Source organism: Rhizobium sp. BK176, from assembly GCF_024808055.1.
Window position 1 is genome coordinate 103,168 of sequence record NZ_JANUBV010000007.1, and the last position, 14,520, is coordinate 117,687.

The 14,520-nt window shown below is 59.7% G+C and carries 18 protein-coding genes; 9 read left to right on the forward strand and 9 right to left on the reverse strand.

The window, feature by feature from the left end; genetic code table 11:
* Positions 1-35: 35 nt before the first annotated feature.
* Positions 36-1,307: an NAD(P)/FAD-dependent oxidoreductase gene (locus FHT76_RS21435; RefSeq protein ID WP_183860815.1), complete on the reverse strand. Its 1,272-nt coding sequence runs from the start codon at positions 1,305-1,307 to the stop codon at positions 36-38.
* Between the two features lie 117 nt (positions 1,308-1,424).
* Positions 1,425-1,889: an Lrp/AsnC family transcriptional regulator gene (locus FHT76_RS21440; RefSeq protein ID WP_183860817.1), complete on the reverse strand. Its 465-nt coding sequence runs from the start codon at positions 1,887-1,889 to the stop codon at positions 1,425-1,427.
* A gap of 161 nt (positions 1,890-2,050) precedes the next feature.
* Between FHT76_RS21440 and FHT76_RS21445 the strand changes: the two genes are divergently transcribed.
* The 4 genes from FHT76_RS21445 (at position 2,051) to FHT76_RS21460 (ending at position 5,730) form a co-directional block, all read left to right on the forward strand.
* Positions 2,051-2,770, forward strand: coding sequence for an aspartate/glutamate racemase family protein (locus FHT76_RS21445; RefSeq protein WP_259185873.1), 720 nt, complete (start codon positions 2,051-2,053; stop codon positions 2,768-2,770).
* A gap of 64 nt (positions 2,771-2,834) precedes the next feature.
* Positions 2,835-3,752: a bifunctional helix-turn-helix transcriptional regulator/GNAT family N-acetyltransferase gene (locus tag FHT76_RS21450; RefSeq protein ID WP_183860821.1), complete on the forward strand. Its 918-nt coding sequence runs from the start codon at positions 2,835-2,837 to the stop codon at positions 3,750-3,752.
* A 60-nt stretch (positions 3,753-3,812) separates the two neighbouring features.
* Positions 3,813-4,430: a TetR/AcrR family transcriptional regulator gene (locus tag FHT76_RS21455; protein WP_183860823.1), complete on the forward strand. Its 618-nt coding sequence runs from the start codon at positions 3,813-3,815 to the stop codon at positions 4,428-4,430.
* A 70-nt stretch (positions 4,431-4,500) separates the two neighbouring features.
* Positions 4,501-5,730 (forward strand): MFS transporter, encoded by a 1,230-nt coding sequence (locus tag FHT76_RS21460; RefSeq protein WP_183860825.1) that lies wholly within the window; start codon positions 4,501-4,503, stop codon positions 5,728-5,730.
* Here FHT76_RS21460 and FHT76_RS21465 read toward each other — a convergent pair.
* Complete coding sequence (locus tag FHT76_RS21465; RefSeq protein ID WP_183754687.1) at positions 5,716-6,132, reverse strand: helix-turn-helix domain-containing protein; 417 nt, start codon at positions 6,130-6,132, stop codon at positions 5,716-5,718. The genes FHT76_RS21460 and FHT76_RS21465 overlap by 15 nt on opposite strands.
* A 117-nt stretch (positions 6,133-6,249) precedes the next feature.
* Between FHT76_RS21465 and FHT76_RS21470 the strand changes: the two genes are divergently transcribed.
* Entirely contained in the window at positions 6,250-7,137 is an 888-nt protein-coding gene (locus tag FHT76_RS21470) for an SDR family oxidoreductase (RefSeq protein ID WP_183860827.1), read from the forward strand.
* 57 nt (positions 7,138-7,194) lie between these two features.
* Here the strand turns inward: FHT76_RS21470 and FHT76_RS21475 are convergent, their stop codons facing one another.
* Positions 7,195-7,947, reverse strand: coding sequence for a pyridoxine 5'-phosphate synthase (locus tag FHT76_RS21475; protein ID WP_183860829.1), 753 nt, complete (start codon positions 7,945-7,947; stop codon positions 7,195-7,197).
* 420 nt (positions 7,948-8,367) lie between these two features.
* On the opposite strand from FHT76_RS21475, the gene FHT76_RS21480 reads away from it, so the two are divergent.
* The gene (locus tag FHT76_RS21480) at positions 8,368-9,054 is read left to right on the forward strand and encodes a MerR family transcriptional regulator (protein WP_183860831.1); all 687 of its coding nucleotides are present in this window, start codon (positions 8,368-8,370) and stop codon (positions 9,052-9,054) included.
* A gap of 13 nt (positions 9,055-9,067) precedes the next feature.
* Here the strand turns inward: FHT76_RS21480 and FHT76_RS21485 are convergent, their stop codons facing one another.
* Entirely contained in the window at positions 9,068-10,195 is a 1,128-nt protein-coding gene (locus FHT76_RS21485) for an ATP-dependent RecD-like DNA helicase (protein WP_183754679.1), read from the reverse strand.
* 220 nt (positions 10,196-10,415) lie between these two features.
* On the opposite strand from FHT76_RS21485, the gene FHT76_RS21490 reads away from it, so the two are divergent.
* From FHT76_RS21490 to FHT76_RS21500, 3 genes are read left to right on the forward strand one after another with little or no spacing between them, the layout of a single operon-like run.
* Positions 10,416-10,796, forward strand: a complete 381-nt coding sequence (locus FHT76_RS21490; RefSeq protein ID WP_016554447.1) for a lipoprotein — start codon at positions 10,416-10,418, stop codon at positions 10,794-10,796.
* Between the two features lie 10 nt (positions 10,797-10,806).
* Positions 10,807-11,322: an RNA polymerase sigma factor gene (locus FHT76_RS21495; RefSeq protein ID WP_183754677.1), complete on the forward strand. Its 516-nt coding sequence runs from the start codon at positions 10,807-10,809 to the stop codon at positions 11,320-11,322.
* Positions 11,319-12,101, forward strand: coding sequence for an anti-sigma factor (locus FHT76_RS21500; RefSeq protein WP_259130355.1), 783 nt, complete (start codon positions 11,319-11,321; stop codon positions 12,099-12,101). The genes FHT76_RS21495 and FHT76_RS21500 overlap by 4 nt, the downstream gene beginning before the upstream one ends.
* A 3-nt stretch (positions 12,102-12,104) precedes the next feature.
* On the opposite strand, the gene FHT76_RS21505 is transcribed toward FHT76_RS21500, so the two are convergent.
* From FHT76_RS21505 to FHT76_RS21520, 4 genes are all read right to left on the reverse strand, one after another.
* On the reverse strand, positions 12,105-12,476 hold the full coding sequence (locus FHT76_RS21505) for a nitrile hydratase accessory protein (protein WP_183860835.1): 372 nt from the start codon (positions 12,474-12,476) through the stop codon (positions 12,105-12,107).
* Entirely contained in the window at positions 12,463-13,122 is a 660-nt protein-coding gene (nthB, locus tag FHT76_RS21510) for a nitrile hydratase subunit beta (RefSeq protein WP_183860837.1), read from the reverse strand. Before nthB ends, FHT76_RS21505 begins: the two co-directional genes overlap by 14 nt.
* Complete coding sequence (gene nthA / locus FHT76_RS21515) at positions 13,119-13,748, reverse strand: nitrile hydratase subunit alpha (RefSeq protein WP_183860839.1); 630 nt, start codon at positions 13,746-13,748, stop codon at positions 13,119-13,121. Before nthA ends, nthB begins: the two co-directional genes overlap by 4 nt.
* A gap of 75 nt (positions 13,749-13,823) precedes the next feature.
* Complete coding sequence (locus FHT76_RS21520) at positions 13,824-14,417, reverse strand: LysE family translocator (RefSeq protein WP_183860841.1); 594 nt, start codon at positions 14,415-14,417, stop codon at positions 13,824-13,826.
* Between the last annotated feature and the right edge of the window lie 103 nt (positions 14,418-14,520).

Genomic DNA, 14,520 nt, shown 5'->3' on the forward strand with positions numbered 1-14,520 from the left:
AAAGACGCAAAGGGCGGCCTTGAGCCGCCCTTTTTCTATTTCCGATCGTCGTCGCGCATCGTTTCTTTCTGCGTAATCAGCCGCGCGCTATGCTGGCCACTCAGATAGATCCACAGCCAACTCCAGGCCACCGCGAAACGCGAACGCGTCCCGATCAGGAAGTAGATATGGGCAATCCCCCATATCCACCAGGCAATCCAGCCTTTCAGTTTGATGCGGCCGAAATCGATGATGGCGGCACTTTGACCGATCGTCGCAAGGCTGCCCTGATGGCGGTAGCGGAACGGCGGAGGCGCCGGCTTCGCCGCGAGGCGCGCCCGGATCACCTTGGCGACATAAGCGCCCTGCTGCTTCGCAGCCGGTGCGATTCCAGGCACGGGAGCACCGCCTTCCTGGATAACCGACGCCGTGTCCCCGACGACAAAGACATCCGGAAGTCCTGGTGCCGTCAAATCCTTCCCAACGATGACGCGCCCCGCCCGATCTGCCGGAACATCGAGCCACTTGGCCGCGGGCGATGCCTGCACGCCTGCAGCCCAGACAATCGTGCGGCTGGCGATGAACCCCTCACTTGTCGAGACACCTTCTGCTGTGCATTCCATAACCCGTTCGCCGATATGCAACTCGACGCCCAGTTCAGTGAGAGCCTTGCTGGCATAGGTAGAAAGCTCCTCGGCGAAGGTCGGAAGCACTCTTGGCCCAGCCTCGACAAGGACGACCCGCGTCTTTCGCGTATCGATACTGCGAAACTCGCGCGGCAGGGTCTTGCGTGCGAGTTCGGCGATGATTCCGGCAAGTTCGACACCGGTCGGCCCAGCGCCGACGATCGTAAAAGTCAGAAGCGCATCGCGAACGGCAGGATCGGCTTCAGTCTCGGCCCGTTCGAAGGCCAGCAGCACGCGCCGACGAATTGTCGTCGCATCCTCCAATGTCTTGAGCCCAGGCGCCACCGGCTCCCAATCGTCGCGCCCAAAGTAAGCGTGGGTCGCGCCTGTGGCGAGAACGAGGGTGTCATAACGCAGCGTCATGCCGCTACGTAAGGAAACTTCCTTTACGGCGGTATCGACGCCAACGACTTCACCAAGCAACGTCGTCACATCCTGCCGGTCGCTATAGAGATGCCGGATGGGCCACGCGATTTCGGATGTGGAAAGGATCGTTGTCGCCACCTGGTACAGCAGAGGCTGGAAGAGATGATGATTGCGTCGGTCGACGAGCGTGATCCGAAGCCCTGCGCCCTTGAGATCGTTGACCAGTTGCAATCCACCGAAGCCACCGCCGATAACGACAACATGTTGCTCGCTCATGACCTGCCTTCCGTGTCATTTCGCCAAAGCCAATGTCGTTGATCCAACGCAGCTTTCAAGCTTCCTTTCCGCATAGCTCGCCTGCTCACGGCGATGGTCGAGAAGTATCGACGGCGGTCAGTCCGCGTAGGCCACGGGGATCGATGTTCCGCTTTTCAGCAACTCCATCGATATGGACGCGGAGACGTCGAAGAGTTCGATCTTGCGAACGATTTGCTTGTAGATCACGTCGTAGTGCTCGACGCGCGGGAGTACGATTTTCAGAATGTAATCGTAGTTCCCGGTAAGGCGGTGCGCCTCGACGATCTCGGGAACGGCGCTGATTGCCCGGCGAAATGTCTCGATCCATTCGTCCGTGTGGTGTGCCGTCTTGATCAACGCAAACACCGTTGTCGGGACGCCCATCTTCGCGCGGTCGAGCACCACGATCCGCCGTGCAATGTGACCGCTCTCCTCCAGCCGCTGGATGCGCCGTGAACAGGCCGAGACCGACAAAGCGACCTTCTCCGCAAGATCCGTCACCGAAATGCCGGCATCAGCCTGCAATAATTCAAGGATTCGGCGGTCGCGATCATCCAGCATTGAGCCCTCCAGGAGTGGCGAGTTAATTTTGCACAATATTGCCATCTTGTGCAAAACTACAGCGCAAATGGGGAGTTCGGATCAAAGAAAGCAAACCATTTGCGCGATGATTGATGCATGATTTCGCCAATAGGAAATTCCAGACGGGGAGCATAACCAGAATGCAAACAATCGGACTGATCGGCGGAATGAGCTTCGAAAGCTCGGCGGTTTATTATCGCATGATCAATGAGATGGTGCGCGAGCGCCTCGGTGGACTGTCTTCGGCGGAGTTGTTGATGCACTCCGTCAATTTCGACGAGATTGTTTCGATGCAGAAAGCCGGTGACTGGGACGCCGCCGCAAACCGGCTCGGCGACGTTGCCCTGCATCTGCAAATTGCCGGCGCGCGTTGCGTGCTGATCTGCACGAACACCATGCACCTGATCGCCGATCAGGTTGCCTCACGCATCTCCGTGCCGCTGATTCACATCATCGACGAGACCGCTGAATCACTGAAGGCAGCCGGATGCAAGCGCCCGCTGCTGCTTGCGACCCGATACACAATGGAGCATGGCTTCTATGCCGATCGCATGAAGAGGCTCGGCGTCGACATCGTGGTTCCCGAAGCCGCCGACCGGACATCCGTTCACGACATCATCTTCAACGAGCTTTGCGCCGGCAAGGTGCTAGACAGCTCGCGTGAGAAACTGATGCAGATCATCGAACGGGAGCGTACCAAGGGTGCAGATGGAATCATTCTCGGTTGCACGGAAATCTGCCTCATCCTCGACCCGAACCGGCTGCCGCTACCCGGCTTCGACACGACTGAGATCCATGCAAGGGCGGCTGTCGAGTTCGCGCTCGCTGACGAAGCAGTTGACGAGACGGTCGCCGCCTAATGTGAATTTAATTGACTCAGTCAAATAAAAGCAGGACAAAATCTCCTAATCGGAGGTTTTGTCCATGGCTGATTCAGGTTTGATCGACGCTGCCCGCGACTTCAATCGCTTCTACACAAACTTCTTGGGGGTCTTGAACAAGGCCTATCTCGATACCGAGTTCACGCTGACTGACGCGCGTGTGCTCTTCGAGATCGGCTCCAGCAAGGGCGTCAGCGCCGTCGCGTTGGCGCGCGATCTGCATCTCGACCCCGCCTATCTCAGCCGCATCCTCAAGCGCTTTCGTGCCGCCGGACTGATTGATACGGCGCCTGATCCCAGTGACCTTCGCAGCCAGATCATCACAGTCACCACCAAGGGACACGATCAGTTCGAGGAACTTGGCCGACGCTCCAACGCTCAGATCGCAGAGCGTTTTGCAACGCTGGTCGATGGCGAACCCCAAAGCATCGTGACTGCAATGACGGCCATCCGTTCACTGCTGGATTCCGACGCGTCGCCACCTCCGTTAATCGTCCGAGCGCATCAGCCTGGGGATATCGGCTGGATCGTTCAGAGCCAGGGAAAAGCCTATACCGAGGAGTACGGCTGGGACATGCGCTTCGAGGGTCTTGTCGCCGAGGTCGCCGGCAAGTTCCTGGCAAATTTCGATCCTTCAATGGAGTATTGTTGGATCGCAGAACGTGCAGGCATCAACGTCGGCTCTATCCTCGTCACCAACGGCGGCGACGGCATCGCCAAGCTTCGCTTGCTCTACGTGGACAAGGCGGCGCGCGGTCTCGGACTCGGCAAGATGCTGGTGGACGAGTGCATTCGGTTCGCGAGGGCGAAGAAATACCGTCAGGTATCGCTCTGGACGAACGACGTTCTGCACGCGGCGCGCGGCATCTATGTGAAGGCGGGCTTTCGCCTTGTCTCCGAAGAGCGACACCGAATGTTTGGTCCGGAGGAGAATGGCCAAACCTGGGTTCTTGACCTCTGATTTGCTGCGTCCCAAAAGTTTCGCTTGATTTGGAAACGATCATTTCCTAATTATTCCGCCATGACCATGGCGACCTTCACTGAGACGACCCGGACACGCGGTAGACCACGCGAATTCGATCGCGACGCAGCGCTCGACAAAGCGCTGCAGGTCTTTTCCGAGCGCGGCTATCAGGCCGCGTCGATCAGTGAGCTTACCGAAGCCATGGGCCTTGCTTCAGGCAGCATCTACAAGGCTTTCAAGGACAAGCGCGGCGTGTTCCTCGCTGCTTTCGACCGATATCGGACCATTCGTCGCGCGTTGCTGGACGAACGCATGGCGAAAGCCGAAACCGGCCGCGACAAGATCCGCGAGGTCCTGACACACTACGCGCTCTCCTCGCACGGCGCCGCCGGTCTGCGTGGCTGCCTGGTCGTCGGCAGTGCGAACGATCTCGCCCTCTTCGACGAGAAGGCCGCCGAACATGTCGCTGCTGCCTTTGCCAGCAACGAGGCCCTGATCGCCGATCTCCTCCGACTCGGCCAAAGCGATGGCTCAATCTCAGGCGACATCGACATTGCCGCCACCGCCCGCTCGCTCCTTTGCTTGACCATGGGAATGCGCGTAGTGGGCAAAACGGGACCCAGCGAAGACGAGATGGCCGCGGTCGCTGCAACTGCAATGAAACTTCTGGCGTGAAACGGGTTGAATAAGACCCGCTTCAGCGCGCAACCTTTTTTGACATCCGATAGCCCCACCGGAGCCTACTATGAGCCTTTCGACCAACACGCGAAAACCCGTCGCGCCACAGACGATCTCGCCGTTGATGACATTTCTTTTCGCCGCCGCGTGCGGACTTGTCGCGGCGAATCTCTATTATGGTCAGCCGCTCGCCGGCCCGATCAGCGCGTCTCTCGGCTTCACGCCAGCGGCAACAGGCCTGATCGTTACGCTGACCCAGATCGGTTACGGTCTGGGCCTCCTATTGATCGTTCCGCTCGGCGATCTTCTGGAAAACCGCAGGCTCGTGCTGACGCTTATTGCGGTCTCCGCCGTTGCCTTGGTGGGTGCAGGTCTGTCATCGACTCCCGCAATGTTTCTTTTGGCCTCATTGAGCATCGGTCTCGCCTCGGTTGCCGTCCAGGTACTCGTCCCCTTTGCTGCTCATATGGCGCCGGACGCAATCCGGGGGCGCGTCGTCGGTAACGTCATGAGCGGGCTACTCTGCGGCATCATGCTGGCACGCCCGTTCGCCAGCTTCGTTGCGGAGGCGACGTCCTGGCACATGGTTTACTTCCTGACTGCCGCCGCCATGGTCGTGCTCGTCGTCATTCTAAGAGCCAAGCTTCCGGTCCGTGTCCCCCACACGCGACTGAGCTACGGCAAGCTGCTTGCTTCGATGGCAGACCTCGCCCTCCACTCCCGCGTTCTCCAGCGTCGCGCGCTTTATCAGGCGGGCATGTTCGGTGCCTTCAGTCTCTTCTGGACTACCACGCCGCTACTCCTTGCTGGCCCTCAATTTGGGCTGACGCAGAACGGTATCGCACTATTCGCGCTCGCTGGCGCGGCTGGCGCTGTGGCCTCGCCGATCGCCGGACGGCTCGCCGACCGCGGGCTCACGAGAGCGGCTTCCACACTGGCGATGCTGCTTGGAATGTCGGCGTTTCTCATCAGTCAATTCGCGACGGACAGCTCCCTAACGGCCCTGCTTTTGCTGACTGCGGCGGCTATCCTGCTCGATTTCGGAGTGACCACCAACCTTGTCTGTGGCCAGCGCGCCGTCTACGCGATCAGCGCCGAGCATCGCAGTCGCCTGAACGGCCTCTACATGGCGACGTTCTTTACCGGTGGCGCGATCGGATCGGCGGTGGGCGGCTGGGCTTACGCGACTGGCGGCTGGACGATGACTGCATGGATCGGTTTTTGCTTTCCAGCCCTCGCCTTCCTTCTCTTCCTTACGGAAGGCTTCGGCAGGCAGACAGTTTCAGACGTCGGCTGAATCGAATCTGAGCCGGGCGGCGCGAACCAAATCATGGTTTTCTTCCGCCCAGTTCAGCAGTAGCGCCAGAGTGCCGTAGAGCGAGCGGCCAAGATCGGTCATGCGATACTCGACGCTCGGCGGCTTGGTCGGAAAAACCTCCCGCTCGATGTAACCGTCACGCTGCAGGTCTCTCAATGTCTGCGTCAGCATACGCTGCGAGATGTCTGGGATCATCCGCCGTAGCTCTCCAAATCGATACGGACGCTTGGAGAGCGCCTCGAGCATCAGCGTCGACCACTTGCCGCCGATTTGCTGCATCATGTCCCGAACCGGGCAATTGTCGAAGTCGAGGTTGCTGAGGTCGACGTCGCGACGAACGCCGGAAGCCTTGTTCTTCAGGTTGAGGACGGCGCCGCTCATGCATGGTTCCCTTTTGGTAACGTAGAGCGAAAAAACTGCCCTCTTTACAGCTCGCAGTCAATTCCTAATCTAGAGCTAGTCTCTTTTTGAGACCTTTATCGAACCTAGAGGAAAGACATGAGCGAGACCATTCTCATCACCGGTGCTGCCGGCCAGCTCGGCCAGCGGATCATTCACCATCTGCTCGAGACCGAAACGGTTCCTGCTGCAAACATCATCGCCGCAACGCGCGACACCGCCAAGCTCGGAGACCTTGCCGCCAAGGGTGTCGCCACCCGCAGGGCCGACTTCGACGACGCCGCCTCGCTCGAAGCTGCCTTCAAAGGCGTCGATCGGCTGCTGATCATCAGCACTGACGCGCTCGCCGTCCCCGGTCAACGCCTCAAGCAGCACAAGGCAGCGGTTGATGCAGCCGCCAAGGCAGGCGTAAAGCACATCGCCTACACGTCAATGCCATCGCCGGACAAATCGCTGGTAACCTTCGCGCCTGACCATCTCGGCACGGAGAACGCGATCAAGGCGACGGGCATCCCCTACACGATCATTCGCAATGCCTGGTACATGGAGAACTATCTCCATGGGATGCCGCACAATCTCCACTCCGGCACTTGGTACACGGCCACCGGCGAAGGCAAGATTTCAAACATTTCTCGCGAAGACTGCGCGCGTGCGATCGCCGCATCTCTTGCCTCCAACACCAGCCAAAGCGCGACCTATACGCTGACTGGAACAGAATCCCTGGACGCTGACAAGATTGCCGCCGTCTTGGCCGATGCAGTCGGAAAACCATTGAAGGTCGTCAGCGTCACGGACGAGCAACTCGGCCAAGGCATGCGCGGCGCCGGACTGCCTGATTTCGTCGCCGACATGCTCGTCTCCGCCGATGCGAACATCCGCGCCGGCAACTTTGATCTCGTAACGGCTGACTATGAGAAGCTGACCGGCGGGAAGCCCGAAATGCTCAAGGACTTCTTCGTCGCACACAAGACCGCGCTCATCGCTTGAGCCAGTCGACAAGGCCCGCTTTTGCACCGCGGAGCGGGCTTTCGCCCAATTCCCAGTCTAGATCTTCTGGCCGCACGCCCGGCAGAACCGCCGCACCGTTTCCGCCATGCCGAACTCAAGCGCATCTGCCGTCAATCCGTGGCCAATGGATACCTCGGCCAGCTTCGGAATTCGCTTTACCAGCGGCGGCAGATTCGCCACCGTCAAATCGTGCCCGGCATTGACGCCCAAGCCGATCGCCAATGCGGCGTCCGCAGTCTTGCCCAGTGCCTCGAGGATTGGTCCGGCCCGCTCCGGTGCGTCGAAACACCCGCCATAGGGACCCGTATAAAGCTCGATTCGGTCGGCGCCTACGACCTTGGCAACCCCAACAGCCTCGGCATCACCGTCGCCGTCGGCAAACAGCGATACACGCGTTCCCATCTTCTTGAGCCGCCCGATCACGTCAGCCAAGAAGTCCCGATGCTTGCGGAAATCCCAGCCATGATCCGACGTCGCTTGCGTCGGATCATCAGGAACCAGCGTCACCTGCTCCGGCGCAACGCTGGCGCAGAGCTCCAGAAATTCGTCAGTCGGGTAACCTTCGATATTGAACTCGGCATCCGGAAACTCATCGTCGATCAAGTTGCGGATAACCGGCAGGTCGGAGAAGCGGATGTGCCGCTGGTCGGGGCGCGGATGCACGGTCAAACCGCTTGCGCCGGATTGCAGCGCGATCCGCCCGAGTCCTTCTATGCTTGGCCACGGTAGATCGCGGCGGTTTCGGAGCATCGCGACGGCATTGAGATTGACGGAAAGCGTAGTCGGCATAGCGGGTTCCACTGAAACGAAGGACAAGTGTTTCTAAGCCAATGAGTCGTCAGGGACCAACGAGATTCGTACATGAATGCATGCAAATCCGTGATGGCGCGAGCGTTTCGTCCGTTAGCGGAACGGCTGCAAGTAGATTTGGTTCGGCCTTCGCGCATTAAACGGCCAAATGTTTCGCCAGGGCCCCTTTCGCCGCGAATCAACGTCGCTTCGTGAAGCTTTCAAGGCGGATTGCCCTGTAAATTAAAAGTCACTAATTTTGATACTAACAAAATACGTCAATCACGGGTAACGTAAGCTTGCGATATCGAAGAAGACACCGCCAAGTCCTTCGATAACTGGACAGGAACGCTAAGAGGAAACCCCACTCAACCGCACCCTTTGCAATGCAGTCGCATAATGAACACAACGGGAGGGACCATGGCAGAAGGTTACAATCAAGGGTTCACCTCAGACCACGTGACGCAAACTCGCCCGAGGCACCGTTTCCTCCCTTCAGCGGCATTGCCCGCCGACCTGCCCCGCGGAAGAGTGCCTATAGCCGATATGGCCAATGCCTTCGGCGTTACCCATCGCACCCTGCACTTCTACGAGGAGAAAGGCCTGATCTCCGCCGGCCGAATCGGCCTGATGCGCGTCTACGAGCCGGGCGACGTCAGGCGCATGGCGGTCATCAACGCTTGCCGCGAGGCCGGAATGGCCGTTGCGGTGATACAAGACCTGATGAATGACCTGATTGAGGCTGAGACGCAGGAAGCTGCGGAAACCTTGTTTCGCGACGCGCTTAACACCCGCAAGCGCGAACTCAGCGCTGAAATGTCCACGCTACACCGGCAGATGCAGCAGGTGAGTAACCTGCTCGAGCGCGAGACAAGCGATGATCAGCCGCTGAACGACAACCAGGGTGGATCGGCACTCACGGATCAGGAGTCGCGATGCCTGGCTCTGATGGCGGCAGGTCTTTCAACGCAGCGCATTGCACGCACCCTCGACCTTCGGAACGAGGAAGCACACTCTCTGGAAACCGGCATCATTCAAAAGTTCCGCGCCAACAACCGTTTCCAGGCGATAGCCAAGGCCGTCATGTTGGGTGTAGTCCAGATCTGACCGGGAGAAGCACCTAGCGCACGATCGTCAACGTTTCGGCCGCGCGCGTGATGGCGGTGTAGAGCCAGCGTTCGCGGGTATCACGGAAGGCCCAGCTTTCATCGAACAGCACGACATTGTTCCACTGCGAGCCCTGTGCCTTGTGGACCGTTAGCGCATAGCCGTAGTCGAACTCGTCGTAGCGCTTGCGCGTGTTCCAGGGAATCTCGCCCTCGCCATCCTCGAACGCCTGCTTCAGCAGCTTGATCTTGGCCGCGCCGCGATCCATGTCATCGTCCTCTGGGCGGATCAGCAGGTTGATCCCCGGCTTCGTCGTCTCCTTGGACGACGTCATCACCTGCCAGAGCGAGCCGTTGAGCAGCCCTTTTGCCGGATCGTTGCGCAGGCAAACGAGCTTGTCGCCCGTTTGCGGATACTCGGTCGTGAAGCCCTTCAGCTCGCGAAGACGCTGATTGTATCTGCGCCGCGTCCGATTGGTTCCGACGAGAACCTGATCAGCATCCAACACCAGAGACTGGTTCACCTCGCCTTTCGAGATAACCTGCGCTGTCCCGTAGTCGCCATAGCCGACTTCGTTGCCTTCTCGCACCTGCATCGCGAGCTGGATAATCGGATTGTCGCGAGCCTGGCGGTGAATATCCGTCAGCAGATAGTCCGGCTCCTGATTGGTGAAGAAGCCGCCGCCAGAAACCGGAGGAAGCTGACCTGGATCGCCGAGCACCAGGATCGGGGTTCCGAAGCTCATCAAGTCCCGGCCGAGGGCCTCATCCACCATCGAACACTCGTCGACCACAATAAGGGCGGCTTTGGCAACCGGGCTCTGCCGGTTGATGGAAAACATCGGGGCGATGGAGGTCTTGCCTGTCTCTTCGTCCTCGACAGCCTCTTCGCCCCGCGGGCGATAGATCAGCGAGTGGATCGTCTTTGCGTTGCTGGCGCCGCGCGACCGCAAGACCTGGGCCGCCTTACCGGTAAAGGCGGCAAACAGCACGTCACCGTCCACATGCTCCGCGAAATGGCGCGCAAGCGTCGTCTTACCCGTGCCGGCATAACCGAACAGGCGGAAAAGCGGAGACCGCCCCTCCTTCAGCCATGTGGAAACGGCCTTGAGGGCTTCGTCTTGTTGCGGAGCAAATTGCATCGTGGATCGACTTGGCAGGATTCGCCCGACATAGGCAACCCTGAAAATCCGGGCGCACGACTCTATGGGAGTTCGGTGTCTCGGCACGCTTCCCAGTCTTCCGACGCCGCCGCAAAAATAAGGGCGCCACGGACAGGCGATAGGGGAATAAAACCGGGACCGATGGTGTCTCATGTCAGGCAAGGCAATCAAGCCTGCCCAAGATGTGAGGAGAGAGCCCATGAAATCCGCAAAGATGCTAGTTGCATTTGCCGTCGCTTCCGCTGCCGCAACGGCTGCCTTTGCCGCCCCGCCCGTCGAGACCGTCGACACCGCCAAGGGCAAGGTCCTGGCCGGCGAAAAAGGCATGACCCTTTACACCTTCAAGAAAGACCATAAAGGCATGTCGAATTGCTATGAGGATTGCGCCAAGAACTGGCCGCCACTCATGGCCGCTAGCGGTGCGAAGCCGGAAGGTGCATATTCGATCGTCGAACGGAAGGACGGCACCAAGCAGTGGGCGAAAGACGGCATGCCGCTGTATTATTGGGTCAAAGACAAGAAGATGGGCGATATCACCGGTGACGGCGTCGGCGGCAACTGGGATCTCGTCAAGCCGTGAGCGAACGGACTTGAAGACACCGGGTCATGATACGTTCGAGGGCCAAATCCTGGCCCTCCTTCCCTCGCTGAGGCGCTACTCCCGTAGCCTCACTCGCTCCGATGCGGATGGCGAGGATTTGCTGCAGGATTGCGTCGAGAAGGTGCTCACCCGTCGCGGACAATGGCGCGGGTTGAACCTGCGCGGCTGGGTCCTGACGATCATGACGAACCTCTATCGCAACAGTCGGCGCCAGACCGGCCGCGCCCCGTTCGTGGAACTCGATAGCGCCGAAGAGATCGTGTCGGTGGATCCGGCTCCCGATCCGCTCGAACGTTCGCGGCTGGAGGACGCGCTGAACAGTCTTTCGGAAGAAAACCGCTCGGTGCTGATGCTGGTCGTCATCGAAGGCTATACCTACCAAGAGGTTGCGATCGCGCTCGACATCCCCATCGGTACCGTCATGTCGCGCCTGTCGCGCGCACGCCAGCGCATAGGAGAGCGGATGAAGGCCGACAATGTCATTACGCTTCGGAGACCGAAATGAAAGATATCAACCAGACCGTGACCGAAGCGGATCTTCATGCCTACGCCGACGGGCAGCTTCCAGACGAGGGACGCGCGCGCATCGAGGCATGGCTCGATGACAATCCGGATGATGCCGCCAGAGTGGCGGAATGGACTGTGCAAAATGCCCAGATCCGATCACTCTTTGCTGGCTATGAGAAGTCCACGGACGCGGACGTACAGCTTGTCACAGGTCGGAGCCGGCCTGCCAATTGGCCGAAGCGACTGGCGATGACAGCCGCGATCGCCGTGGTTTTTGGTCTTGGAGCGCTGAGCGGCCATTACGGACCGGCACTGATCGAGAAGCCGGATCTGCAGTTGACGGAACTCGAAACTCTTCCCAACGAAGCGCGCAACGCTTTCCTGGTCTACGCCGGAGAAGTGCGCCATCCCGTGGAGGTCTTTGCAAACGAGGAAGCGCATCTTGCGACCTGGCTGGGCAAGCGGCTTGCTGTGCAGAACCTCAAGGTTCCCAACCTGCAGGAACTCGGCTTCAAGTTGGTCGGCGGCCGCTTGTTGCCCGTCGATGGCAGCCCTGGCGCGATGTTCATGTACGAGGATCAGGCAGGCGAACGCCTGACAGTGCTCGTTGGGCGCAACGCGGATAACAAATCGACCAGTTTCCGCTTCGCCTCATCAGGCGATGTCGAAACCTTCTATTGGATCGATGGGGAACTCGGCTATGCCGTTACCGGCGAAGTCTCGCGCGATCTGCTGAGGAAGGTCGCGGAGGAATGTTACAGGCAGTTTCCGTCCTGAGCCTCAGCGCAGCGGATCGTTGGCAAGTTCGATCGGCTTGCCGTGCGGTGTCGCCTCGGCCGCCCGCTGCCAACTCCGCTGTAGATCGATGATGGTGTCGGCGTCGGCCACGCCGAGTTTGACGAGTAGCGCCGAAAGCGCTGCCACCCAGCAATCGAAGTAGTCGCTACCGTCTTCGGCCCGGCCGGGCTCATGTAACTCCCGGGATAGGGCGTCCGCCCATTCGCTCCAGGTAAACAGTCCCCGCTCATGCAAATGGACTGTCATCGCAAACGCCTCAGCGGCCCAGGGCTCCGGAAAAACCGGCTCGCCGTCAGCCGATCTTGGCAATTGCGGCGATCGCGCCAGCAGCGAGCGTGTATCACACTGGCTCAAGGTAGCTCTCCCAGGCATCGATCGAAACGCGGAGTGTCGGATCGGCACCCTCGCCCCAGATCTCGCCGCCATCGAACACAACGGTATACACCCATTGCGGGTTTTCACCCCTTCCGTGGGCATTGTCGTCCGGAAAGACGAACGAGCCCTGAACCGCTTCCACCACGCCCGATTTCGCGCGCGCATAACGTGGTAACCGCGTATGGGTGGTCGGATTGAAATTTCTGGTTCGAACCTTGTCACCGGCAGCGAACCGGGGCGCCGTTGTCACAGACCGGTCACAGGGGCCGCCTTTGGCGAGCACACCCGCCACCATATCGGCTTTAAGTACCCGCTTCGGCATCGCGCCATCCGATTGCTTGCGGCCGGCATCGATCTCCGCAGCCGTGACGAAGCCATGTCGCTGCAACAGCACCTCCAGTGCCCGCGTCCAGATCTCGTAGTAGCTCGCGCCAAGGTAATCGGCTGGCGGGATGCTTTCGCGTGTATGGCGGCTCTCATCGATGTTCCAGGCGCCAAGCGCGCCGCTGGACAGCGTAAGTCCAAGTGCCCGCTTCTCCCACTCGGCATGGAAATACGGCTCGTTCTTTTCCGGCGCGACTGGGCCAAAGCCCATCTGGCCACCAAGGTCATGCGGGCCGTTCATCGTGCATTCTCCGGAACAGCTGCCAGACCTGTTCCAATCATCGCGTCACGGCTGACGAGATCGGCAAGTCGTTCCTCGCTCCAACCGTCCGTGCCGTTCGGCCGCTCCGGAACAACGAGATACCGCAACTCGGCCGTAGAATCCCAGACGCGGATCTTCTTGCTCTCCGGCAATGTAACGCCGAACTCTGCCAGTACGCCGCGCGGGTCGATGACTGCCCGCGAGCGATAGGCCGGTGCCTTGTACCACACCGGCGGCAAGCCAAGCACAGACCAGGGGTAACAGGAGCAGAGCGTGCAGACGACGAGGTTGTGGGTGTCGTCGGTGTTGAACACCGCACGCATATGCTCGCCCTGGCGCCCCGCATATCCGAGACTCGCGATCGCAGCTGTCGCATCTTGTCGCAACCAGTCCGCAAATTCGAGATCGCTCCAGGCCTTCGCGACGACACGCGCTCCGTTGCGGGGACCGACCTTTGTTTCGTAGGTCTCAACAATCACGTCTATCGCTGCCGGATCAATCAGCCCCTTCTCTGTCAGGACAGTCTCCAGCGCCCTCACCCGCGCCTGCATGTCCGTGTAGCGGTTGTCGTGATGGTGATGATGGTCGTGATCGTCGTCGTGCAAGGGACATCCTCCGCCAATGCGTGACGCATCTTAGGCGGTTGAAATCCAGCCGCCAAGCTCACCGCCTGCCGGTATCTACTTTAACAACGGCCACAGGCTTAGCACCAACAGTACGGCCATGGTGATGTTGAACCATTTGAGCCGTGTCGGCTCTGACAGCCAATCGCGCAGCGCCGAACCAAAGCCCGCCCAAGTCGACACGCTTGGCACGTTGACCACTGCAAACGCGCCGCCGACGATCAGAACGCTCGCCAGATAGATGTCGGGGATCGTATAGGTCGCCATTGCTGTGACGGCCATGACCCAGGCCTTCGGATTGACCCACTGGAAGGCGGCCGCAGACAGAAAGGACATCGGCCTCGCGCCGCTCTTGCCTTCGCCGATAGAACGCGACGTCGCAATCTTCCACGCGATCCAGGCAAGATAGGCGCCACCGGCAAACTTCAGCGTCATGTAGAGCGCCGGCACCGTATGCAGGAGTGCCCCGAGCCCGAATCCGACGCCGATCAGCAGTGAAAAGAACCCTGCCCCGATACCCAGCATATGCGGAACGGTACGGCGGAAACCGAAATTCACGCCGGATGCGAACAGCATCATATTGTTCGGCCCCGGCGTTATGGATGTTGCAAATGCAAAGAGCACCAGGGCAAGAAATGTGTCCAGCGGCATGGAACCTCCCGAAGCCCGCGTCCGGTACGGCGAGGCCTTTGAATTTAGGTCAGTGTACGTGACCTAAATTCGTCTTTCCACACGGCCATTGTCATGGTGACAG

Excerpts from the sequence above, each read along its gene's own strand:
- FHT76_RS21435 (WP_183860815.1), bottom strand. The coding sequence starts at position 1,307 with ATGAGCGAGCAACATGTTGTCGTTATCGGCGGTGGCTTCGGTGGATTG.
- FHT76_RS21455 (WP_183860823.1), top strand. The coding sequence starts at position 3,813 with ATGACCATGGCGACCTTCACTGAGACGACCCGGACACGCGGTAGACCA.
- FHT76_RS21480 (WP_183860831.1), top strand. The coding sequence starts at position 8,368 with ATGGCAGAAGGTTACAATCAAGGGTTCACCTCAGACCACGTGACGCAA.
- FHT76_RS21470 (WP_183860827.1), top strand. The coding sequence starts at position 6,250 with ATGAGCGAGACCATTCTCATCACCGGTGCTGCCGGCCAGCTCGGCCAG.
- FHT76_RS21475 (WP_183860829.1), bottom strand. The coding sequence starts at position 7,947 with ATGCCGACTACGCTTTCCGTCAATCTCAATGCCGTCGCGATGCTCCGA.
- FHT76_RS21445 (WP_259185873.1), top strand. The coding sequence starts at position 2,051 with ATGCAAACAATCGGACTGATCGGCGGAATGAGCTTCGAAAGCTCGGCG.
- FHT76_RS21490 (WP_016554447.1), top strand. The coding sequence starts at position 10,416 with ATGAAATCCGCAAAGATGCTAGTTGCATTTGCCGTCGCTTCCGCTGCC.
- FHT76_RS21465 (WP_183754687.1), bottom strand. The coding sequence starts at position 6,132 with ATGAGCGGCGCCGTCCTCAACCTGAAGAACAAGGCTTCCGGCGTTCGT.
- FHT76_RS21440 (WP_183860817.1), bottom strand. The coding sequence starts at position 1,889 with ATGCTGGATGATCGCGACCGCCGAATCCTTGAATTATTGCAGGCTGAT.
- FHT76_RS21460 (WP_183860825.1), top strand. The coding sequence starts at position 4,501 with ATGAGCCTTTCGACCAACACGCGAAAACCCGTCGCGCCACAGACGATC.
- nthB (WP_183860837.1), bottom strand. The coding sequence starts at position 13,122 with ATGAACGGCCCGCATGACCTTGGTGGCCAGATGGGCTTTGGCCCAGTC.
- FHT76_RS21500 (WP_259130355.1), top strand. The coding sequence starts at position 11,319 with ATGAAAGATATCAACCAGACCGTGACCGAAGCGGATCTTCATGCCTAC.
- FHT76_RS21485 (WP_183754679.1), bottom strand. The coding sequence starts at position 10,195 with ATGCAATTTGCTCCGCAACAAGACGAAGCCCTCAAGGCCGTTTCCACA.
- FHT76_RS21450 (WP_183860821.1), top strand. The coding sequence starts at position 2,835 with ATGGCTGATTCAGGTTTGATCGACGCTGCCCGCGACTTCAATCGCTTC.
- FHT76_RS21520 (WP_183860841.1), bottom strand. The coding sequence starts at position 14,417 with ATGCCGCTGGACACATTTCTTGCCCTGGTGCTCTTTGCATTTGCAACA.